The sequence below is a fragment of the Streptomyces sp. NPDC023838 genome (genome assembly GCF_040639555.1).
Lineage (GTDB): Bacteria > Actinomycetota > Actinomycetes > Streptomycetales > Streptomycetaceae > Streptomyces.
Window position 1 is genome coordinate 1 of sequence record NZ_JBFAAD010000041.1, and the last position, 17,540, is coordinate 17,540.

Sequence of the window (17,540 nt, forward strand, 5' to 3'; positions counted from 1 at the left end):
CGCAGTTCCCCGCGCCCCTAAAAGCGCCCCTCCGGGGCGCCCCGGGGATGCCGCGCAGCGGCATTCAAGGGGCGCGGGGAACTGCGCGGCCAGCCCCCACCGGGCCGCAGACGAATACCGGGCCAAGAAGGGGCGCGGGGAACTGCGCGACCAGCCCCCACCGGGCCGCAGGCGAATACCGGGCCGGAAAGGGGCGGGCCGGGTACGGGTCACCCCGGCCCGCCCCGCAGGATCGCTCCGATGTGGGCCGCCGCCGTCGACAAGTGGTGGCGCGTTTCGCGGAGTTGCGGCTCCGTCACCCCGTGGTCGCGCGCCGCGTCGCGGATGTCGTCGCGGAAGCGGTCCAGGAGGCGGTCCAGGTCCCGGGCCGGGTTGCCGGTGGGCGGTTCGTCGGCCCAGGCGGGCTCCTGCGCCGGGGGGCGGGTGAAGCGGCCGAGTTCCTTCGTGATCTCGGCGAGTCCCTCCCGTACGCCCGAAGGCCAGTCACCCCGCGCGAAGCGGTCCTGCACCTGCTCCGCCACCCGCTGCATCTGCTCGCGCGCCTTGTCCTGCGCCTCCTTGGCCTGGCGGCGCGCCTGCTGGGCGTCCTCGCGGGCCCGGCGCGACTCGTCCTTCGCCCGGCGCGCCTGCTCCTTCCACTCCTGCTTGGCCCGCTTGAACTCCTCCTTGGCCTGCTGCCAGGACTCGCCCTCCCCGGCACCCCCGGCCCGCGCCTCCCGCGCCTGGCGGCGTACGTCGTCCCGCAGGTCGCCCGCCGCACCCCGCACGTCCGCGCGGATCTCCGCGGCCAGCTCGGAGACCGACTCGCGGATCTCCAGCTCCAGGTCGGCCAACTCCCCGCTGCGGCCCGCGAGTTCGGCGCGGCCCGCGTCGGTGATCGAGTACACCTTGCGGCCGCCCTCGGTGGTGTGGGTGACCAGTCCCTCCGCCTCCAGCTTGGCGAGCCGCGGGTACACCGTGCCGGCGCTCGGCGCGTACAGCCCCTGGAAGCGCTCCTCCAGGAGGCGGATCACCTCGTACCCGTGGCGCGGGGCCTCGTCGAGCAGCTTGAGGAGGTAGAGGCGCAGGCGCCCGTGGGCGAAGACGGGGGGCATGTCAGAGCACCTTCTTCGTGGCGTTCTCCGTGGCGGCGGCCGCCGGGTCCGGCGTGTCGTGCGGCTCGGGGCGGCGCAGCAGCGCGAGCGAGCCCGAGACCGTGGTCGCCCGCAGCGTGCCCGTGCCCGCCCCCAGCGTCCCGGTGATCCTCTTCGCGCCCCACTGGCCGCTGACCCGCAGGTCGTCGAAGGCGTTGGAGACCGCGCCGCTGGTGGTGTTCGCCTCGACCCTGGCGTCCGCCGCCGGGTGGTCCAGGCGGATCGCGATCTCGCCGGACACCGTCGTCAGCTGTACGTCCGTGGGCTTGCCGGCCGGGTCCAGGTCGAGCACCATGTCGCCGCTGACCGACTCCGCCCGTACGGACGTGGCCGCGCCCTCGATCACCGTCAGATCGCCGGAGACCGACTGGAAGCGGAGGTCGCCGGTGACGGCCTGGGCCTCGACGTTTCCGGAGACGGTCTCCGCGCGGACCGAGCCGGACAGGCCCACGAGCGTGGTGTCGCCGGTGACGCCGCGTACGTCCGTACGCCCCCGGATCCCGGAGACCACGGCGCCCGCGCCGACCACGCCCACCTCGACGCCGCACCCGGACGGGACCGTGAGTGAGACGACCGCGCTGCGCCGCCAGCCCTTGCGGTCGAACCACTTCAGGAAGCCCTTCCAGGGCAGGTCCTCGTAGGCGACGGTGAGCATCGGGCCGTCCTGGGTGACGATCAGCGGCGGTCCGTCGAGGGCGGACACCTCCAGGCGCGCGGAACCTTCCTCGGTCCCCACGACGTTCACCGTTCCGTTGACGATCCGCACGTTGAGCGCGGTCACCGGGGCGTCGAAGGTGAGTGTGCGCGGCTCGGAAACGGTCCACGTCGACTCGGCCATGGCTCTGCCCTCCCTGGGCGGGTCATACGCAACATATCGCGTCTACTGATAGACACGATATATCGCGGATGGGGGAAGTCAAGGAGCCGACGGGGGCGTCACCGCAGCTTCAGCCGTGGCTGGGTGGGGGGGTTTCGGGGTGTCCGCGGGGCGCGGGGCAGCGGGAGTGGGGCTGCCGTGGCGGCGGCCGGGCGCCGGCGTGTCGTGCTGCTCGCGCAGGGGCGCTGGGCCGGCGTACGACCTCCAGTCGTCGGCGTACGACCCGCGGTCGCGCCGAACGCCTGCCCGCAACGAGGGGGCGTCGAGGCCGGGCCCCGGCAGCCCATGCGGCCCAGGCCGGGCCATGCCGCCGGGGCGGGCCGTGCGGCCCATGCCGCCCGGGCAGCCCAAGCGGCCCAGGCGGCTCAGGCGGGTCGAAAGGCCGGGCCGGGAACCGGCCCCGCCTCAGGCCCTACTCGTCCTCGTCCTCGTCGTCCAGGCGCGCCAGCCACGTGGCCAGGCGCTCGACCGGGACCTCGAAGTCGGGGTTCAGGTCGACGAAGGTGCGCAGCTGGTCGGCGAGCCACTCGAAGGTGACCTCCTCCTCGCCGCGCCGCTTCGCCAGCTCCTCGATGCCGCGGTCGGTGAAGTACACAACGTGCTCCTGATGTGCTGCGGGATGTTCCCCTCCAGGGTATCCGGCGGCTTGAGGGGGTCCCGCGCAACCGTCCGGCCCATTACCCTCGTCATCTCAAGTAGGGGGAAGTTGCGACTGGTTGGGGGGCGGCCATGGCGCACGTGAGGGAGATCGAGCTGCCCGGGGGAGCCGTGGTGCTCGCCCGGGTGTCCACCGCCGGGGGGTACGCGGCGGACGACGACGACGTCGGGGTGATCGAGAACGCCGTCGCCAAGGTGGAGCGGCTCGGCGAGCTGATCGCCGGGGTCGGGCGGTCCGTGCTCGACGCGGCCGCCGCCGTGCGGCCCGACGAGGCGAGCGTCAGCTTCGGCGTCGAGCTGTCCGCCAAGGCCGGGGCGGCCGTCGCGATCCTCGCCGACGGGGAGGCCAAGACGTCCATCCAGGTCACGCTGGTCTGGCGGTCGGCGGACCAGCCCGCGCCGCCGGTGCCCCCGCCGTCGGCGAACCCACCGCTCGTGCCCCCGGCCCTCGGCGGCTCGCCCGATGCCTGAGTACGCCCACGACCCCTTCATCGAAGACCTGGCGCGTTCGGCCACCGTCCATCTGCTCCCGGCCGGTGGCGGCCCGATGTGGGGCAGCGGGTTCTTCGTGGCCCCCGGCTGGGTGCTGACCTGCGCGCACGTCCTGCGGCCGCATCTGGGCCGGGACCGGGAGCAGGTCTTCCACGTCGGCAGCGACCGGCTCGGCGGCGACCCGCTGCCCGCCCGGGTCGCGGCGTGGCTGGTCGACGACGAGCTGCGCGGCGACGACGTCCCGGTCGAGCAGGACCTGGCGCTCGTCCGGCTCCTCGACGACGACGTGGAGCACGAGTGCGTCTGGCTCAGCGACTGCGCCGAGCCGCCGGCCGCGAGCGGCGCCGTGGTCTACGGCTTCCGGCCCGAGGGCAGCCCGGTGCGCTGGAGCAGCGCCATCGACATCCGTACGTACGACGGGAGTTACGGGCTCCGGTTCCACACCACCGAGTTCCCCAAGGGCGTCTCCGGCGGGCCGGTGCTCGATCCGCAGACCGGCGCCGTGGTCGCCGTGATGAAGTCGCGCCGGGTCGAGCGCGACGGCGGCCGGGCCATCGCGCTCCCGGCGCTGCGCCGTTTCGGCGAGCTCTACCGGACCGTGCTCGCCGAGCACGACCGGTGGCACGGCGGCGAGCCCCGGCTCAGCGGCTACAACACCTGGGTCGACCGGCAGCAGAAGTTACCCGCCGCCGGGCTGCACCACACGCCCGAGCAGTGGAGCCCGTACGACCGGCGGGCCGCCCTGAACCTGCTCGCCTCGGTGCCCGGGCCCGGCGGGGTGCCGCCGGTCGCCAAGCTGGCGCGCAAGGCGCGCGGCGGGGTCCCGCCGCCGGGCAGCCTGCCCGACCCGCGCACCTGGCGCGACGGCCACGGCCTGCTCTACGAGGCGCACCGGCCGATGCCCGCCATCGCCTTCCTGCACTACCTCAAACTCGTCGTGGAGTACGAGCGCGGGCGCGGCGGCGACCCGGCGCAGCTGGACGCCTGGGTGAGCGAGCGGCTGCGCGGGGTCCCGCCGGTGGTGCACACCGTGGTCACCGAGGCACGGCTGCCCGAGGGGCTGCGGCCGGTGCCCGGGCCGGGCGCGCCCGAGGAGAACCTGCCCGTACTGCCGTATCCCACGGCCGAGCGCGGCGCCGTCGTCACCGTCGAGCTGGAGCCGCTCTCCGACGCGCCCGACCGGTTCCACTGGCGCATCCGGGTGCACGACGGCGACCGGGAGGGCTCCCGACCCGTCGCCGAGGAGTGCCGCGGCGACGGGGTGGCCCCCGGCGAGCTGATCCGGCGGCTGCGCCGGCCGCTGGTCACCGCGTTCCAGAGCGTCGACACCGACGACTGCCCCGCGCCCCTCGAAGTCGCCCTGCCCGCCGACCACTTCGACACCGCCGTACACCGCTGGCAGCTCACCGAGATCGGGCGCCTGTACCGGCCGCCCTACCTCGGGGTGCAGCGGCGGGTGGTGCTGCGCGACCTCGACCGGCGCGGTGAGCCCGACCCCGAGTGGCGGGAGCGCTGGGACGGCCTGATGGCCGCCGAGGAGCTGGCCGCGGTGCCGGCGCCGCTGCCGGGCAAGGCGCCCCGGCTGCGCCACTTCACCGAGCTGGAGCCGGGCGCGGTGCCCGTGCTGTGCCGGCCCGCCGGGCGCGGGGTGGGCGGCGCGGCCATGCGGATGGCCCTGGAGGCCGGTCACCCGGTGGCGCTCTGGCACACCGACGGCCACCCCGAACAGGGCTGCCAGGACCTGTGCGCCGCGCTGCGCGCCGGGGCGGCCGATCTGCTCGGGCAGGCGAAGGACCCCACTGAACTCCCGGACCGGCTGCGCCGTATCAGGGAGGAGATCAGCGATTCCAAGGATGCCCAGCACTGGGCGGAGGGTGTGGCGATGCTCTACGACGACCCGGGACGGCCGCTGCCGGACTTCGACCGGCTGGACGCGCCGTGACCCGGCCTCGCGCGGGCACGCCGTGCGCCGCCGTGCGCCCGGACAAGCGCCGGTGTGACCGCGCGTGCGTCCGGCCGCCCAGGTCGTGTCCGGAAAAGGCATTTCGGATGCCCGTCAGTGGGTACGTTCCGACTGGACCTCGACTCGCAATGAGACTTCGACTCGCAAAGACACGTGGCCCCATGACACGTGGCCAAGAAGTGGTGCCCCGCCGACCGTCGACGAGGAGCGAGCGATGGACGACTGGCTGATCTACCGAGGCTTGGGGGCACCGGATCCCGAGCGGATCCGCGCGCTGCCCCCGCCGCCCCGCTGGCGCACCTTCGGCGGCGAGCCGCGCCCGTACACGGTTCCGGACATCGACATCGCGTCCAAGCGCAGGCTCGGCGACCGGGTCTCCGAGCTCTCCGCGCACGACGCCGAGACCCTTCAGCTGATCAACGCCGCGCTGTATCTGCGCCGCCCGCTGCTGATCACCGGCGAGCCCGGTTCGGGCAAGTCGACGCTGGCGCACTCCATCGCGTACGAACTCGGGCTCGGCCGGGTCCTGCAGTGGCCCATCATCAGCCGCACCGAGCTCAAGGACGGGCTCTACACGTACGACGCCATCGGGCGCCTGCACGACGCGCAGCTCGCGGACGGCCAGGCCGACGACATCGGCCGCTACATCCGGCTCGGCCCCCTCGGCACCGCGCTGCTGCCCGCCGCGCGGCCGCGCGTGCTGCTCATCGACGAGCTCGACAAGAGCGACATCGACCTGCCCAACGACCTGCTGAACGTGCTGGAGGAGGGCGAGTTCCCGCTCCCCGAGCTGGAGCGGATCGCCGACCGGCCGGGCCGTGACGTGGTCGAGGTGCTCACCGACGACGGCCTCCGGGTCGCGGTGCCGAACGGCAAGATCAGCTGCCAGGCCTTCCCGATCACCGTCCTGACCAGCAACGGGGAGCGTGACTTCCCCGCGCCGCTGCTGCGCCGGTGCATCCATCTGCACCTGGAGCCGCCGCGCGAGGAGCGTCTCGCGGCCTTCGTCCAGGCCCACTTCGGACCCGGCGCCGACGAGCGCAACGTCGATCTCCTCAGCCGGTTCACCCGCGACGACGGCGACGGCGAACTGCGCCCCACCGACCAGCTCCTGAACGCCATCTTCCTCACCCAGCAGGTGAGCGAGGAGGGGCCGGAGCGGCGCGAGGAGATAGCCGAGCTGCTGCTGCGGCCGCTGGACACCAGGCAGCGGTGACCCCGATGACCGCTGCCCGGGGCCCGCGCCCCGCCGAGAGCGCCGTGAGCTCCACGCTCACGGCCCTGGTGGCGCGCCTTCGGGAGGCGGAGATCCAGCCGACCGCCCAGGAGCTGGCGGACGCGCTGTGGCTGGCGGGCTTCGCGGGGCCGCTCGCCCGGCCCCGGCCCCAGGTGGCGGACGCGGTGCCGCCGGTCGCCGGCGGCCCCGGCGTCAAGCCGCCCGACCCCGTCGACGGCGCGGGCCCCGCTCCGGCGGAGCGCGTCCCCGCACAGGACGTCCCCGGCGGGTCCGTGGGCCGTCCGAACGGGGGCCAGGCCGAGCTGTTCACCCCGGGGTCCGGCCCCGGCCCGGACGGCGACGCCGCGGGCACCCAAGGCGGGCCGGACGGGGTGCGGGTGGCCGCGCCCGCCGCCGCCACGCTGCCCGAACCCCTCGGCCTGCAACGGGCGTTGCGTCCCCTCCAGCACTACCGCCCGCCCGCCCGCACCACCGCGAGCCGTCTCGACGAGCAGGCCACCGTGGACCGGGCGGCGGACACCGGCCTGATCCTTCCGGTGCTGCGGCCCGACCGCCGCCGCCAGGCCAGGCTCGCCCTGCTGATGGACGTCTCCTCCTCGACCGTGGTGTGGGAGCAGACCCTCGACGAGCTGCGCCAGGTCTGCGAGCGGGCCGGGGCCTTCCGCGAGGTGCAGCTGCACTATCTGCACGAGGGCGCGGACGGCGGGCCGCGCGTCGGCACCGGCGTCGCCCCGGGCGGACACCTCGCCCACCCGTCCCAGTTCTGGGACCCGGCCGGACGGCAGCTCACCCTGCTGCTCAGCGACTGCGCGGGCCCCATGTGGCGCAGCGGGCAGCTGCACCGGCTGCTGTACGGCTGGGCGCGGACCGCCCCGCTCGCCGTGGTCCAGCCGCTGCCGCAGCGGATGTGGCGCTCCACCCATCTGCCCACCCGGCAAGGGGTGCTGCGGCGCCGTGAGGGCCCGGCCGGGCGGCTGGAGTTCCGGCCGCGCAGGCCGGAGCGGGGGCGCGACGCCCGCGGGCTGCCGGTGCCGGTGCTCGCCCTGCGCCAGTCCTCGTTCGGCGCCTGGGCGCGGCTGGTGAGCGGCTCCAGCGAGCGGACCATGGAGGCGGCGGTCGGCCGGGTCCGTGCCGACCATGCCCCGGCCGCCGGAACCACTCGCGCCGAGCGGACGCTCACGCCCGCCGAGCGGGTCGCCGCGTTCCGCGCCACCGCCTCGCCCGACGCGGCCCAGCTCGCCGCCTGTCTGTCGGCGGCGCCGCTGGTGCTGCCGGTGATGCAGCTGGTCCAGCGGGCGATGCTGGTCGACAGCGGGCCCGAGGTGCTGGCCGAGGTGCTGCTCAGCGGGCTGTTACGGGCCGACGAGGAGAGCGGCCCGGGCGGCGGGCTGCCCGGTTACGTCTTCCTGGACGGGGTGCGCGAGGAGCTGCTCGAACACCTCGGCGCCGGGAGCGCGATCCTGGTGCTCAAGCACTGCTCGGAGTACGTGGAGCGGCGCTACGGGCGGAGCGTGCGCAACTTCCCCGCCCTCGCCGCCGCCGTCCTGGCCGGTTCGGTCGACCCCGGCGGCAGCACGCCCGCCGGACCGTCCGACGACTCCCGGCTGCGGGTCTTCGCCCGGGTCTCGGCGCAGGTGCTGCGGCGCTTCGGGCGCCCCGACCAGTTCGTCCGGCCGGGCGGCGCCGACGGCGCGGGTCCGGGCGAGCTCTCCGAGCGCGCCCGCGACTGCCTGGACCGGTTCCGCGCGTACGGCACGGTCCGCGACCTCGACATGGGCGTCCAGCTGCTGAGCGCCGCCGTACGGGGCGAACGTCGTGCCGCCGAACGGGCGTATCTGTACGGCGAGTTGGCGCAGGCGCTGCTGCTGCGCTGGGAGCTGCGGCGCCTGGGCGAGGACCTGGGCGAGGCCCTGTCCGCCGTGGAGAACGCGCTGCCGCACGAGCGCCGGGCCCATCTGACCCTCGCCCGGATCCTGGAGGCGATGGCGGACGAGGCGGAGTCGGGCCGGGCGGGCGCGGACGAGGCGTGGTGGCTGACGGCGGTGGCCCGGGGCCGGACGGAACCGGGCATCGAGGGGGCGGGCACGACGGCGGTCGCCGTCGCGGAGCGCTCGGCCCACGAGGTCGCCCTGGAGTTCCTCAACCGCGCCCACAACAGCCTCGCGCTGATCGGCGGGATCTCCCCGGCCTCCGCCACCCAGCGCGCCGACTGGCGGGCCGCCTCGCTGGCCCGGGTCCGGGTGCTGCGGCGGCTCGCGGAGCTGGAGCCGGCGTGGGCGAGCGGCTGCCTGGACAGCGCGGTCCAGGTGGCCGACGCGCTCCTGGAGGAGGACCGCACCGCCGACGTCCTGCTGCTGCGCGGGGCCCTGCTGCTCGCCCTCGCCCGCCACACCGCCGCGACGCCGGGCGAGGAGGCCCTGCTCACCGCCCGCGCGTACGCCGAGCGCGCCGCCAAGGACCTCTACGCCGGGTTCGAGACGCCCGCGCCGGGCGCGCTGAGCGACGCCGAGGTCAGCCGGGCCTGGCTCGACGTCGCCGACGCCGTGGAGCTCTCCCAGGCCGAGTCCGACGACGCCACCCGGCTGACCGTCCTGCAGGCCCTCGACCAGGCGCGGCGCTACGCGGGCCCCGACCGCGAGGCCCAGGCCGTGTGCCTGCTGCGGATGGCCAAGGTGCTGCGCGAGCGGTACGCGTCGACCCGCAGCCGCACCCACCTCGACTCGGCGGTGGTCGCCTGGTCGGAGGCGCTGGAGCTGATGGGCCCGGACGATCCGCGCCGCGCCGCCGCCTTCACCGAGCTCGGCGAGGCGCTCACCGCGCGGGCCCGGGCCAAGGAGTCCGTCGACGACGCGCGGGGCGCGGTGCGCGCGCTGCGCCGGGCGATGGACGAGACCTCCGAGTCCGACCCCGAACTCGCCCGCCGCCGCTATCTGCTGGGCGCCGCCCACGTCCAGCGCTTCCACGCCGAGGAGGTCCTCTCCGACCTGCACGAGGCCCACTGGATCCTCGGGGCGGCCGCCCGCGCCACCGACCGGAGCGCGGTCCTGGCCCGGATCTGGCTGCTGCGCGCCGAGGTGCTGCGGCTCCTGTCGCAGCGCACCGGCTCGCCGTCCCGGCTGGGCGAGGCCGCCGACCACGCGCTGCGGGCCGCGGAGGAGGGCAGGGCGGCGGGGGATCCGCTGACGGAGGCCGGGGCGCGCCGGCTCAGGGCGTTGCTGCTGGAGCGGACGGCGGGTCCGGCCCGAGCACGGGAGGAGCACGTCGAAGTCCTGCGCATCCTGGCGGTCGCGGCGGCACAGGGGCGGCCCGACCCCGAGGTGGAGGCCCTGAGCCGGGCCGAGATCGACCGGCTCGACGGCGAGCTGGGAGCGTCGTGACGGCGACCGCGACCGACGGGGGAAGGGCGCTGCCGGACCCCGCGGCGCTGCCGGTGCTGCGCCCCCTGGCGGCCCGCTCCCCGCACGAGTGCGCCCACCCCGTGCTGGCCGCGGTCCTCGCCGACCTGCGACAGCGGCCCGGGCCCCACGGGCGGGCCGGGGCGTACTTCAGCGACGCGCCCGCCGCGGCGCCGACGGACGTGACGGGGGCGTACTTCGCGGACACCCCATCGGCCCACCCCGGCGACGCGCGCCCCGGTGATGCCCACGCCGGCGACGCGCGCCCCAGCGAGGGCCGTCCTGGCGACGGCCGTCCTGGGGACGCCCGTCCTGGGGACGCCCGTCCTGGGGACGCCCGCCCTGGCGACGCGCGCCCCGGCGACGCCCGCCCCCGAGACGCCCGCCACGGAGACGCGCCGTGACCACCGCCGAGGAGCCCCGCTGGCCGCACCGCGAACTCGATCCCGACGCCGTGCGGCCCGTACCGCTGCGGCAGTTCGTCCTGAAGGTGCACAGCCGGTGCAACCTCGCGTGCGACTACTGCTACATCTACCGCGGCCAGGACGCGAGCTGGCGCGAGCGCCCGGCCCGCGTCCCCGAGGCGACCGTGCGCCGCACCGCCCGCCGCATCGCCGAGCACGCCGCCGCCCACCGGCTCACCTCGCTCCGCATCGACCTGCACGGCGGCGAGCCGCTGCTGGGCGGGCCCGGTCCCGTCGTGGCGTACGCGGCCGAGGTGCGCCGGGCCGTGCGCGAGGCGGTCCGGAACGTGGTGCCAGGCGGCTGCGAGGTCACCGCGACCGTGCAGACCAACGGCACCCTGCTCACCCCGCGCACCCTCGACCGGCTCGCCGCCGCCCGCGTCCGGGTCGGGCTGAGCCTGGACGGGGGAGCGGCCCGGCTCAACACCCGCCGCACCGACCGCCGGGGCCGCTCCTCGTGGCCCGCCGTCGCCGCGGCCGCGCGCCTGCTCGCCCGGCGCCCCGCGGCGTACGCGGGCATCCTGTGCACGGTCGACCTCGCCGCCGACCCCGAGGACGTCTACCGCTCGCTGCTCGCGCTCGGCCCGCCCGGCATCGACCTCCTCCTGCCCCACGGCAACTGGGCCACCCCGCCCCCGGGGGTCGCCCCGTCCCCGGTGCCGGCCCGGCGCGCGCGCCCCACCCCGTACGGCGACTGGCTGGTACGGGTCTTCGACCTGTGGTGGGACGACGACCGGATGCGGACCGGGGTACGGCTCTTCCAGGAGATCGTGGCGCTGCTCCTGGGCGTGCCGAGCTCGGTGGAGTCCGTGGGGCTCTCCCCGATGGTGGCCGTCGTGGTGGACACGGACGGCGCGATCGAGCAGACGGGCGCGCTGCGCTCGGCGTACGAGGGCGCCTCCGCGACCGGGCTCGACGTCTTCCGCCACTCCTTCGACCGGGCGCTGCGCCATCCCGGCCTCGCCGCCCGCCAGTTGGGCGTGGCCGGCCTGTCGGGGGAATGTCTTCAGTGCCCGGTGCGCGCAGTGTGCGGGGGCGGCAACTACGCCCACCGGTACGCCCCGTACAGCGGATTCCTCCACCCCAGTGTCTACTGTGCCGACCTGGAGCGGCTGATCCGCCACATCGCGGCCCGGCTGGCCGCCGCCGACGGGCTGCCGCGGGGCCGCCCGTGACGCCCAACGTCTGTTCAGTGCCACGTGAGGGCCAACTCATGTGCCCTCACCGCGTTTTGCCCGCAGAGAACCTGCCGGTTGCCCCGGACGGCCTGCTTGTCCGGCTGGGGGTCCGGGGGGTTGTCCCCCGGGTAGAGGCAGCGTGACGCACAATTGAAAGTGCGCGCACATCCAGCAGCTTCCGGCCCGAGCCGAGGGAGTCCGCCGCATGTCCGAACACGAGGGCGCCGTGGAGCCCACGCTGCCCGAGTCCGCCGAGGAGTCACCCCGCGTCACCGTGCTCTTCGCCGGGCAGAGCCAGGCCTGGGCCGACTGGATCGGACAGCAGCTGGAGCGGGCGGGCCACCCCGCCGTCCTCATAAGGTGGGACCCGCTGCACCTCAAGCCCGCCGACTCGGCCCTCGCCGACCTGCTGGAGCCGCCCGGCCACATCCTGGTGGTCCTGGACGACTGGTATCTGCGCTTCGACTCGGAGAAGTACCAGGGCTGGGCCCGGCTGCTGCGCGACACGCTGCCGCAGCACCGCGACCGCGTCGCCGCCGTCAGCGTCACCGCGAAACCGCTGCCGCCCGCCGCGGCCACCCTGCGCCCCATCGGGCTGCGCGGGGTCGGCCCCGAGGAGGCGCGCCGCCGGGTCCTGGAGTGCGCGGGTTCCACCGGGCGCCCCGGCGCGGTCGTCCTGGAGCGGCCCATCCGCTTCCCCGACGACCGGCCCGGGGTGTGGAACGCGCCGCGCCGCAACCGCCAGTTCACCGGCCGCGAGGACGCCTTCGAGCGCGTCCACGACATCCTGGCCGCCTCCGGCGAGGAGGGCGGCAGGGTGGTGGTGCACGGTCTGAGCGGCGTCGGCAAGACGCAGGCCGCGATGGAGTACGTGCACCGGTTCGCGGGTGAGTACGACATCGTCTGGTGGGTCGGCGCCGCCGCCAAGGCCAGCGCCCGCGAGGGGTTCGCGGCGCTCGCCCCGGCCCTGGGCCTGCCCCAGGGCAGCCGGCTCGGCGAGGTCATCACGGCGGTGCGCGGCGCGCTGGAGAGGACCGGGCGGCGCTGGCTGGTCGTCTTCGACGGCGCGGAGAGCCCGGAGGCGGTCGGCGAGCTGATCCCGGAGGGCCCCGGGCACGTCCTGATCACCGCCAACTCGCCCGAGTGGCCCGGCCTCGGCGCCCAGCTGGTGCAGCTGCCACCGTTCGACCGCGAGGAGAGCGTCGCCTTCGCCCGGCGCCGCGCCGAGCGGCTCAGCGAGCCCGAGGCGGACCGGCTCGCCGAGGCCGTCCAGGACCTGCCGCTGCTGCTCGACCAGACCGCCACCTGGATCGCCAACAACCCGGCCGCCTCCGTCGCCGACTATGTGCGCGGCATCAGCCAGGGCGACCCGCACACCGTCTCCACCATGCCGTCCCGCGAGTACCCGGCCAGCTTCCAGGCAGCCTGGTCCAAGACGCTCAACAGCCTGCACGAGACCTCGGCCGAGGCATGGGAGCTGCTGAAGCTCCTCGCCCACTTCTCGCCGGACTCCGTGCCGCTGCGGCTGCTGCAGAACGCCCGGGTCAGCGATCTGCCGCCGCACCTCGCCGCCCTGGTCACCGACGCCAGCAGCTGGAACTCGGCGTTGCGCACGCTCTCCCGGGTGACCTCGACACCGCTGGAGTACGACGACCCCGGCCGGCTCGGCACCCGTACCGTCGGCTCCCTGCGCATCCACCGGCTGCTGCACCGCTTCGTCCGCGGCAGCCTGCCCGAGCAGGAGCACGAGCGGGCCACCGCCACCGCCTGCCGGGTGCTGGTCGCCGCCGACCCGCGCGACCCGGCGGGCCCCCACAACTGGCCCCGTTACGCCGAGCTCATCCCGCACCTGGAGCCGTCGGGCGCGCTCACCTCCACCGACCCGGACGTGCGCCGCCTGGTCCTCAACTGCATCGAGTACCTGCGGGTGCGCGGCGAGTTCCGCGAGGGGCGCCGGCTCAGCGGGCTCGCCGTGGAGTCCTGGCGGCCGCTGTCCGGCCCCACCGACGGCCTCGTCCTGGTCGCCACCCATCAACTGGCGCACATGCTGCGCCAGTTGGGGGAGTACGGCCGCGCCGAGGAGCTGGGCCGCGACACCCTGCGGCGGCTGATGGCCGAGGGCCGCGGCGGCATCGAGGTCGTCCGCGCCAAGAACGGCCTGGGCGGCACCCTGATGGTGCTCGGCAAGTACGCGGAGGCGCGCGCCCTGTTCGAGGAGGCGGCGGGCGAGACCGCGGCCCTGCTGGGTGACTGGAAGGTGCCCCGGCTCCTGGGGATCCGCCACAACCTGGCGGTCACCCTCGCCCTCCAGGGCCACTACGCCAAGTCGCTCTCGCGCCACGAGGAGGTCCTGGAGGAGTGCATCTCGGTCCTCGGCGGCAAGGACCACCTCACCCTCCAGGCCGGGTTCTACAAGGCCCAGCTGCTGCGGCTGATGGGCCGGTACGGGGAGGCGCTGACCATCCAGGAGTACAACCACCGCCTGCACCGCCAGGTCCTGGGCGACGACCACCCCCAGACGCTCGCCGCCCAGCACAACCTCGCCCTGTGCCTGCGCCGCGACGGCGAGCCCGAGCGGGCCAGGGGGCTGCTGTGCGAGGCCCGCGAAGCGATGCTGCGGCGCGCCGACGCGACCGCGTTCACCTGCGACTACGCCATGCTGCTGCGGGAGTTGGGCCGCCGCGAGGAGGCGTACGAACTGGCGTCGGCGGCGGCCGCCCGGTACGAGGAGCTGCTGGGCGCGGAACATCCGTACACGATCGGCGCGCACGACAACGTGGCCCTGGTGCTGCGCGAGACGGGCGAGCACCGCGCCGCCCGCGAGCTCTGTGAGCGCAACCTCAGGGCCTTCACCCGGGTGCTCGGCCACGCCCACCCCTGGACGCTGGGGAGCGCCATGAACGTGGCCTCGGCCCGAGCCGCCGACGGCGATCTGCCGGGCGCGGCGGAGCTGGGCAGATCGGCGCTGGTGCGGGCGGTCACCTCGGTCGGCCAGACGCACGTCCTCTCGGTCAACCTCCAGGCGGGCCTCGCCCAGGACCTGCGGGCGCTGGGCCGCCGGGCCCAGGCCGCCGAGCTGCTCCGGGACGCCGTGACGACCCTGACGGTGGCCCTCGGCGAGAACCACCGCCAGACCGCCTACATGAGGAGCGGGGCGCGGCCGTACTGGGACTTCGAGCCGATGCCGGTGTGAGGCCGCTGTGAGCAAGGCCACGTACGGCCGGGTATGACGCTCCTCTGACCTTCCTCTGACGTGGAGCAGCACATTCCTGTACGTGGCCGTGCCGCTCCTGTAGTTCGTGGCCGAACTCCGCGCTGTCCCGTGATCGCCCCGCCTTGAAGCGGAGCGCGATCGTCAAGATCCTTGAGAGGGCCCGGGGCATCGCTCAAGGGCCGCTCCCTTGCGGTGGGCGACGATCGGACGTGCCGAGAACCTCTCTCCTGTCACGGCGAGAGGCCAACTCCCCATGCCTTCAGGAGGGTTTGCCATGACTCAGGGCGACACGATCGGCGCCGGGCCGCCGGCCGCGGCGGCTGATCCGTCCGGCCGGGCCGGGGCCGCGCGACGGGGGAGGTCCACCGGCTTACGCACGGTCGCCACCAAGGACGGATGGCTGCGCCCCGAGGCCACCCGGCTGCCCTCGCTGACCGGACTGCGCTTCCCCGCGGCCCTCCTGGTCTTCCTCAACCACACCGGCCTGCCGTTCCCGTTCCTGCGCCTGGTCAAGGACGACGACGCGGCGATGGACTGGTTCGACGTCACCCGCAACGCGGGCGCCCTCGGCGTCACGTTCTTCTTCGTCCTCAGCGGATTCGTGCTCACCTGGGCCGTCCGGGAGACGGACACCACGCGCGCCTTCTGGCGCCGCAGGATCGTGAAGATCTACCCGAACTACGCGATCACCTGGGGCCTGGCGATGGTCCTCTTCGCCTCCGCCTACACGCCGACCCGGACCGCGGTACTCAACCTGCTCATGGTGCACGTCTGGGTCCCGAAGTTCGACGTGTTCTCCAGCGTGAACCAGCCCAGCTGGTCGCTGGGCTGCGAATTGCTCTTCTATCTCTCTTTCCCGGTGTTGCACAAGGTGTTCCGCCGCATCAGGGCCGGTCACCTCAAGTACTGGATATCCGGTGTGACGGCGGCCATCATCGCGACGCCGTTCTTCACCTACCTGCTGCTGCCGGACGACCCCAACTTCCCCGGCGGCCTCGCGCTCGGCGCCCGCGCCTCCACGAACCAGTACTGGTTCGCGTACAACTTCCCGCCGGTGCGGCTGCTCGACTTCGCGCTCGGCATGCTGGTCGCACAGGCGGTGCTCAACGGCCGCTGGTGGAACATCGGCATGATCTGGTCGAGCCTGCTGCTGGCCGGCAGCTATGTGTGGTGCTCCCACGTGCCGTTCCTCTATTCGCAGCGGTCCATGACCATCATCCCGATCATCTTCCTGATCGCGGCCGCCGCCACCGCCGACGCGAAGAACCAGTTCACGCTCTTCCGCAATCGCGCGATGATCTGGCTCGGTGAAGTCTCGTTCGCCTTCTATCTCGTCCACTTCGTCGTGCTCGCCTATGGGCGCAAATGGCTCGGCCACACCATGTACTCGGTGCCGCAGACCGTCGGCATCGTCCTTGTGGAATTCACGGTCGCCCTGCTCGTCTCCTGGGCGCTGTACGCACTGATCGAGCGCCCCATCACACATAACTGGTCAAAGCCCCGGCACCCCAAGGCCGCCGCGATCTGACCCGCTCCGAACCACTTGCTTTCAAGTGGACTTCAAGATCCGACTGTGAGGATTCCCCCCATGAAGACCATTGCCCTCATCACAGGTGCCAACAAAGGAATCGGCTTCGAGATCGCGCGCCAGCTCGGCGAGCTGGGCATCACCGCGATCGTGGGCGCACGCGACGAGGAACTCGGCAAGGCCGCCGCCGAGAAGCTCGGCCAGCCCTTCGTGCAGATCGACGTGACCGATTCGGAGAGCATCAAGAAGGCCGCCACCTACATCGACCTCGCCTACGGCAAGCTCGACATCCTGGTGAACAACGCCGGCATCACGGTCTCGCACGAGGAGGGCCGGCCCAGCACCACCTCGGTGGATGCCATGCGCTCGATCTACGAGACCAATGTGTTCGGCGTGGTCGCGGTGACCAACGCGTTCCTGCCGCTGCTGCGCAAGTCGCCGGCGGGCCGGATCGTCAACCAGTCCAGCGAGATGGGCTCGCTCACCAACGTGCTCGACCAGGGCCACCCGATCTGGCACGTGAACAACCTGCCGTACAACTCCTCCAAGACCGCGCTCAACATGATCACCGTGTCCTACGCCAAGGAGCTGTGGGACACCCCGATCAAGGTCAACGCGGTCGACCCGGGCTGGTGCCGCACCGACATCACCGGGGGCGAGGGTTACAAGTCGGCCGAGCAGGGCGCGGCGATCGCCGTGAAGCTCGCCACCCTGGACGCGGACGGCCCCACCGCCACGTTCGTGCAGGACCAGGGCACACTGCCCTGGTAAGCACCACCGTTCTCGCTCAACACCCGTACTGCTGAAGGAAGATGACGATGTCCGCTCCCCGGATGAACAACCCCGCGCAGGTGCTGCCCGAGGCCATGACGGCGATCCTGGGTCTGATCAAGTCGATCCGCAAGGGCGGTGTCGAGGACGCCACCCTCGAACTGGTCCACCTGCGCGCCAGCCAGATCAACGGCTGCGGCCCGTGCCTGGACGCGTCGGCCAAGGCCGCGCAGAAGGCGGGCGTCTCCGAGGAGCGCATCTTCTCGGTGGGCGCCTGGCGCGAGACACCGTTCTACAGCGACGCCGAGCGCGCGGCGCTCGCGCTCGCCGAGCACGTCACCCGGCTCGCGGACCGCGAGGACGCCGTGCCGGACGCCGTGTGGAACGAGGCGGCCAAGCACTACGACGAGCAGCAGCTGGCCGCGCTGGTCCTCCAGATCGGCGTGGTCAACCTGTTCAACCGCCTCAACGCCGCCACGCGCCAGCAGGCGGGCCAGGCCTGGTAGCCGCGCCGCACGCCGCCGGGGGCCGGGTCCGGGTCCGGGTCCCCGGCGGTGTGCGACAGTTGGCCGGCCGGGGGGACCGGCGAACGAGCCCACCGGCGGCGGACGTTGTCACATTTGCCGGGGTC

13 protein-coding genes are annotated in these 17,540 nt (G+C 74.2%); 10 read left to right on the plus strand and 3 right to left on the minus strand.

Translation table 11 applies throughout. The features are described from left to right. Positions 1 to 209: 209 nt before the first annotated feature. The 3 genes from AB0G17_RS32555 to AB0G17_RS32565 all read right to left on the minus strand — a co-directional run bounded on the left by AB0G17_RS32555 (position 210) and on the right by AB0G17_RS32565 (position 2,605). The gene (locus tag AB0G17_RS32555) at positions 210 to 1,094 is read right to left on the minus strand and encodes a helix-turn-helix transcriptional regulator (RefSeq protein ID WP_361390453.1); all 885 of its coding nucleotides are present in this window, start codon (positions 1,092 to 1,094) and stop codon (positions 210 to 212) included. 1 nt (position 1,095) lies between these two features. Continuing rightward, entirely contained in the window at positions 1,096 to 1,971 is an 876-nt protein-coding gene (locus tag AB0G17_RS32560) for a hypothetical protein (protein WP_361390455.1), read from the minus strand. Between the two features lie 451 nt (positions 1,972 to 2,422). Then, positions 2,423 to 2,605 (minus strand): DUF6104 family protein, encoded by a 183-nt coding sequence (locus tag AB0G17_RS32565; RefSeq protein ID WP_101390066.1) that lies wholly within the window; start codon positions 2,603 to 2,605, stop codon positions 2,423 to 2,425. Between the two features lie 134 nt (positions 2,606 to 2,739). On the opposite strand from AB0G17_RS32565, the gene AB0G17_RS32570 reads away from it, so the two are divergent. The 10 genes from AB0G17_RS32570 (at position 2,740) to AB0G17_RS32615 (ending at position 17,415) form a co-directional block, all read left to right on the plus strand. Further along, complete coding sequence (locus AB0G17_RS32570) at positions 2,740 to 3,138, plus strand: CU044_2847 family protein (RefSeq protein WP_361390457.1); 399 nt, start codon at positions 2,740 to 2,742, stop codon at positions 3,136 to 3,138. Next, complete coding sequence (locus tag AB0G17_RS32575; RefSeq protein ID WP_361390459.1) at positions 3,131 to 5,101, plus strand: trypsin-like peptidase domain-containing protein; 1,971 nt, start codon at positions 3,131 to 3,133, stop codon at positions 5,099 to 5,101. Before AB0G17_RS32570 ends, AB0G17_RS32575 begins: the two co-directional genes overlap by 8 nt. A gap of 235 nt (positions 5,102 to 5,336) precedes the next feature. After that, on the plus strand, positions 5,337 to 6,338 hold the full coding sequence (locus tag AB0G17_RS32580; RefSeq protein WP_361390461.1) for a MoxR family ATPase: 1,002 nt from the start codon (positions 5,337 to 5,339) through the stop codon (positions 6,336 to 6,338). A gap of 5 nt (positions 6,339 to 6,343) precedes the next feature. Further along, positions 6,344 to 9,736 carry an SAV_2336 N-terminal domain-related protein gene (locus tag AB0G17_RS32585; RefSeq protein WP_361390463.1) on the plus strand — a complete coding sequence of 1,131 codons (3,393 nt, stop codon included), beginning with the start codon at positions 6,344 to 6,346 and terminating at the stop codon, positions 9,734 to 9,736. Next, on the plus strand, positions 9,733 to 10,158 hold the full coding sequence (locus tag AB0G17_RS32590) for a hypothetical protein (RefSeq protein WP_361390465.1): 426 nt from the start codon (positions 9,733 to 9,735) through the stop codon (positions 10,156 to 10,158). The genes AB0G17_RS32585 and AB0G17_RS32590 overlap by 4 nt, the downstream gene beginning before the upstream one ends. Then, positions 10,155 to 11,393 (plus strand): FxsB family cyclophane-forming radical SAM/SPASM peptide maturase, encoded by a 1,239-nt coding sequence (locus AB0G17_RS32595; RefSeq protein WP_361390467.1) that lies wholly within the window; start codon positions 10,155 to 10,157, stop codon positions 11,391 to 11,393. Before AB0G17_RS32590 ends, AB0G17_RS32595 begins: the two co-directional genes overlap by 4 nt. 208 nt (positions 11,394 to 11,601) lie before the next feature. After that, the gene (gene fxsT, locus AB0G17_RS32600) at positions 11,602 to 14,589 is read left to right on the plus strand and encodes an FxSxx-COOH system tetratricopeptide repeat protein (protein ID WP_361390469.1); all 2,988 of its coding nucleotides are present in this window, start codon (positions 11,602 to 11,604) and stop codon (positions 14,587 to 14,589) included. Between the two features lie 295 nt (positions 14,590 to 14,884). Then, on the plus strand, positions 14,885 to 16,138 hold the full coding sequence (locus tag AB0G17_RS32605) for an acyltransferase (RefSeq protein WP_361390471.1): 1,254 nt from the start codon (positions 14,885 to 14,887) through the stop codon (positions 16,136 to 16,138). A 60-nt stretch (positions 16,139 to 16,198) separates the two neighbouring features. Continuing rightward, positions 16,199 to 16,909 (plus strand): SDR family oxidoreductase, encoded by a 711-nt coding sequence (locus tag AB0G17_RS32610; RefSeq protein WP_361390473.1) that lies wholly within the window; start codon positions 16,199 to 16,201, stop codon positions 16,907 to 16,909. A 47-nt stretch (positions 16,910 to 16,956) separates the two neighbouring features. Beyond that, entirely contained in the window at positions 16,957 to 17,415 is a 459-nt protein-coding gene (locus AB0G17_RS32615; protein ID WP_361390475.1) for a carboxymuconolactone decarboxylase family protein, read from the plus strand. Positions 17,416 to 17,540 lie beyond the last annotated feature (125 nt).

What these genes read in the sequence shown, in the direction of transcription:
- AB0G17_RS32560 (WP_361390455.1), bottom strand. Translation starts at nt 1,971, where the DNA reads ATGGCCGAGTCGACGTGGACCGTTTCCGAGCCGCGCACACTCACCTTC.
- fxsT (WP_361390469.1), top strand. Translation starts at nt 11,602, where the DNA reads ATGTCCGAACACGAGGGCGCCGTGGAGCCCACGCTGCCCGAGTCCGCC.
- AB0G17_RS32575 (WP_361390459.1), top strand. Translation starts at nt 3,131, where the DNA reads ATGCCTGAGTACGCCCACGACCCCTTCATCGAAGACCTGGCGCGTTCG.
- AB0G17_RS32605 (WP_361390471.1), top strand. Translation starts at nt 14,885, where the DNA reads ATGACTCAGGGCGACACGATCGGCGCCGGGCCGCCGGCCGCGGCGGCT.
- AB0G17_RS32570 (WP_361390457.1), top strand. Translation starts at nt 2,740, where the DNA reads ATGGCGCACGTGAGGGAGATCGAGCTGCCCGGGGGAGCCGTGGTGCTC.
- AB0G17_RS32610 (WP_361390473.1), top strand. Translation starts at nt 16,199, where the DNA reads ATGAAGACCATTGCCCTCATCACAGGTGCCAACAAAGGAATCGGCTTC.
- AB0G17_RS32580 (WP_361390461.1), top strand. Translation starts at nt 5,337, where the DNA reads ATGGACGACTGGCTGATCTACCGAGGCTTGGGGGCACCGGATCCCGAG.
- AB0G17_RS32585 (WP_361390463.1), top strand. Translation starts at nt 6,344, where the DNA reads ATGACCGCTGCCCGGGGCCCGCGCCCCGCCGAGAGCGCCGTGAGCTCC.
- AB0G17_RS32615 (WP_361390475.1), top strand. Translation starts at nt 16,957, where the DNA reads ATGTCCGCTCCCCGGATGAACAACCCCGCGCAGGTGCTGCCCGAGGCC.
- AB0G17_RS32555 (WP_361390453.1), bottom strand. Translation starts at nt 1,094, where the DNA reads ATGCCCCCCGTCTTCGCCCACGGGCGCCTGCGCCTCTACCTCCTCAAG.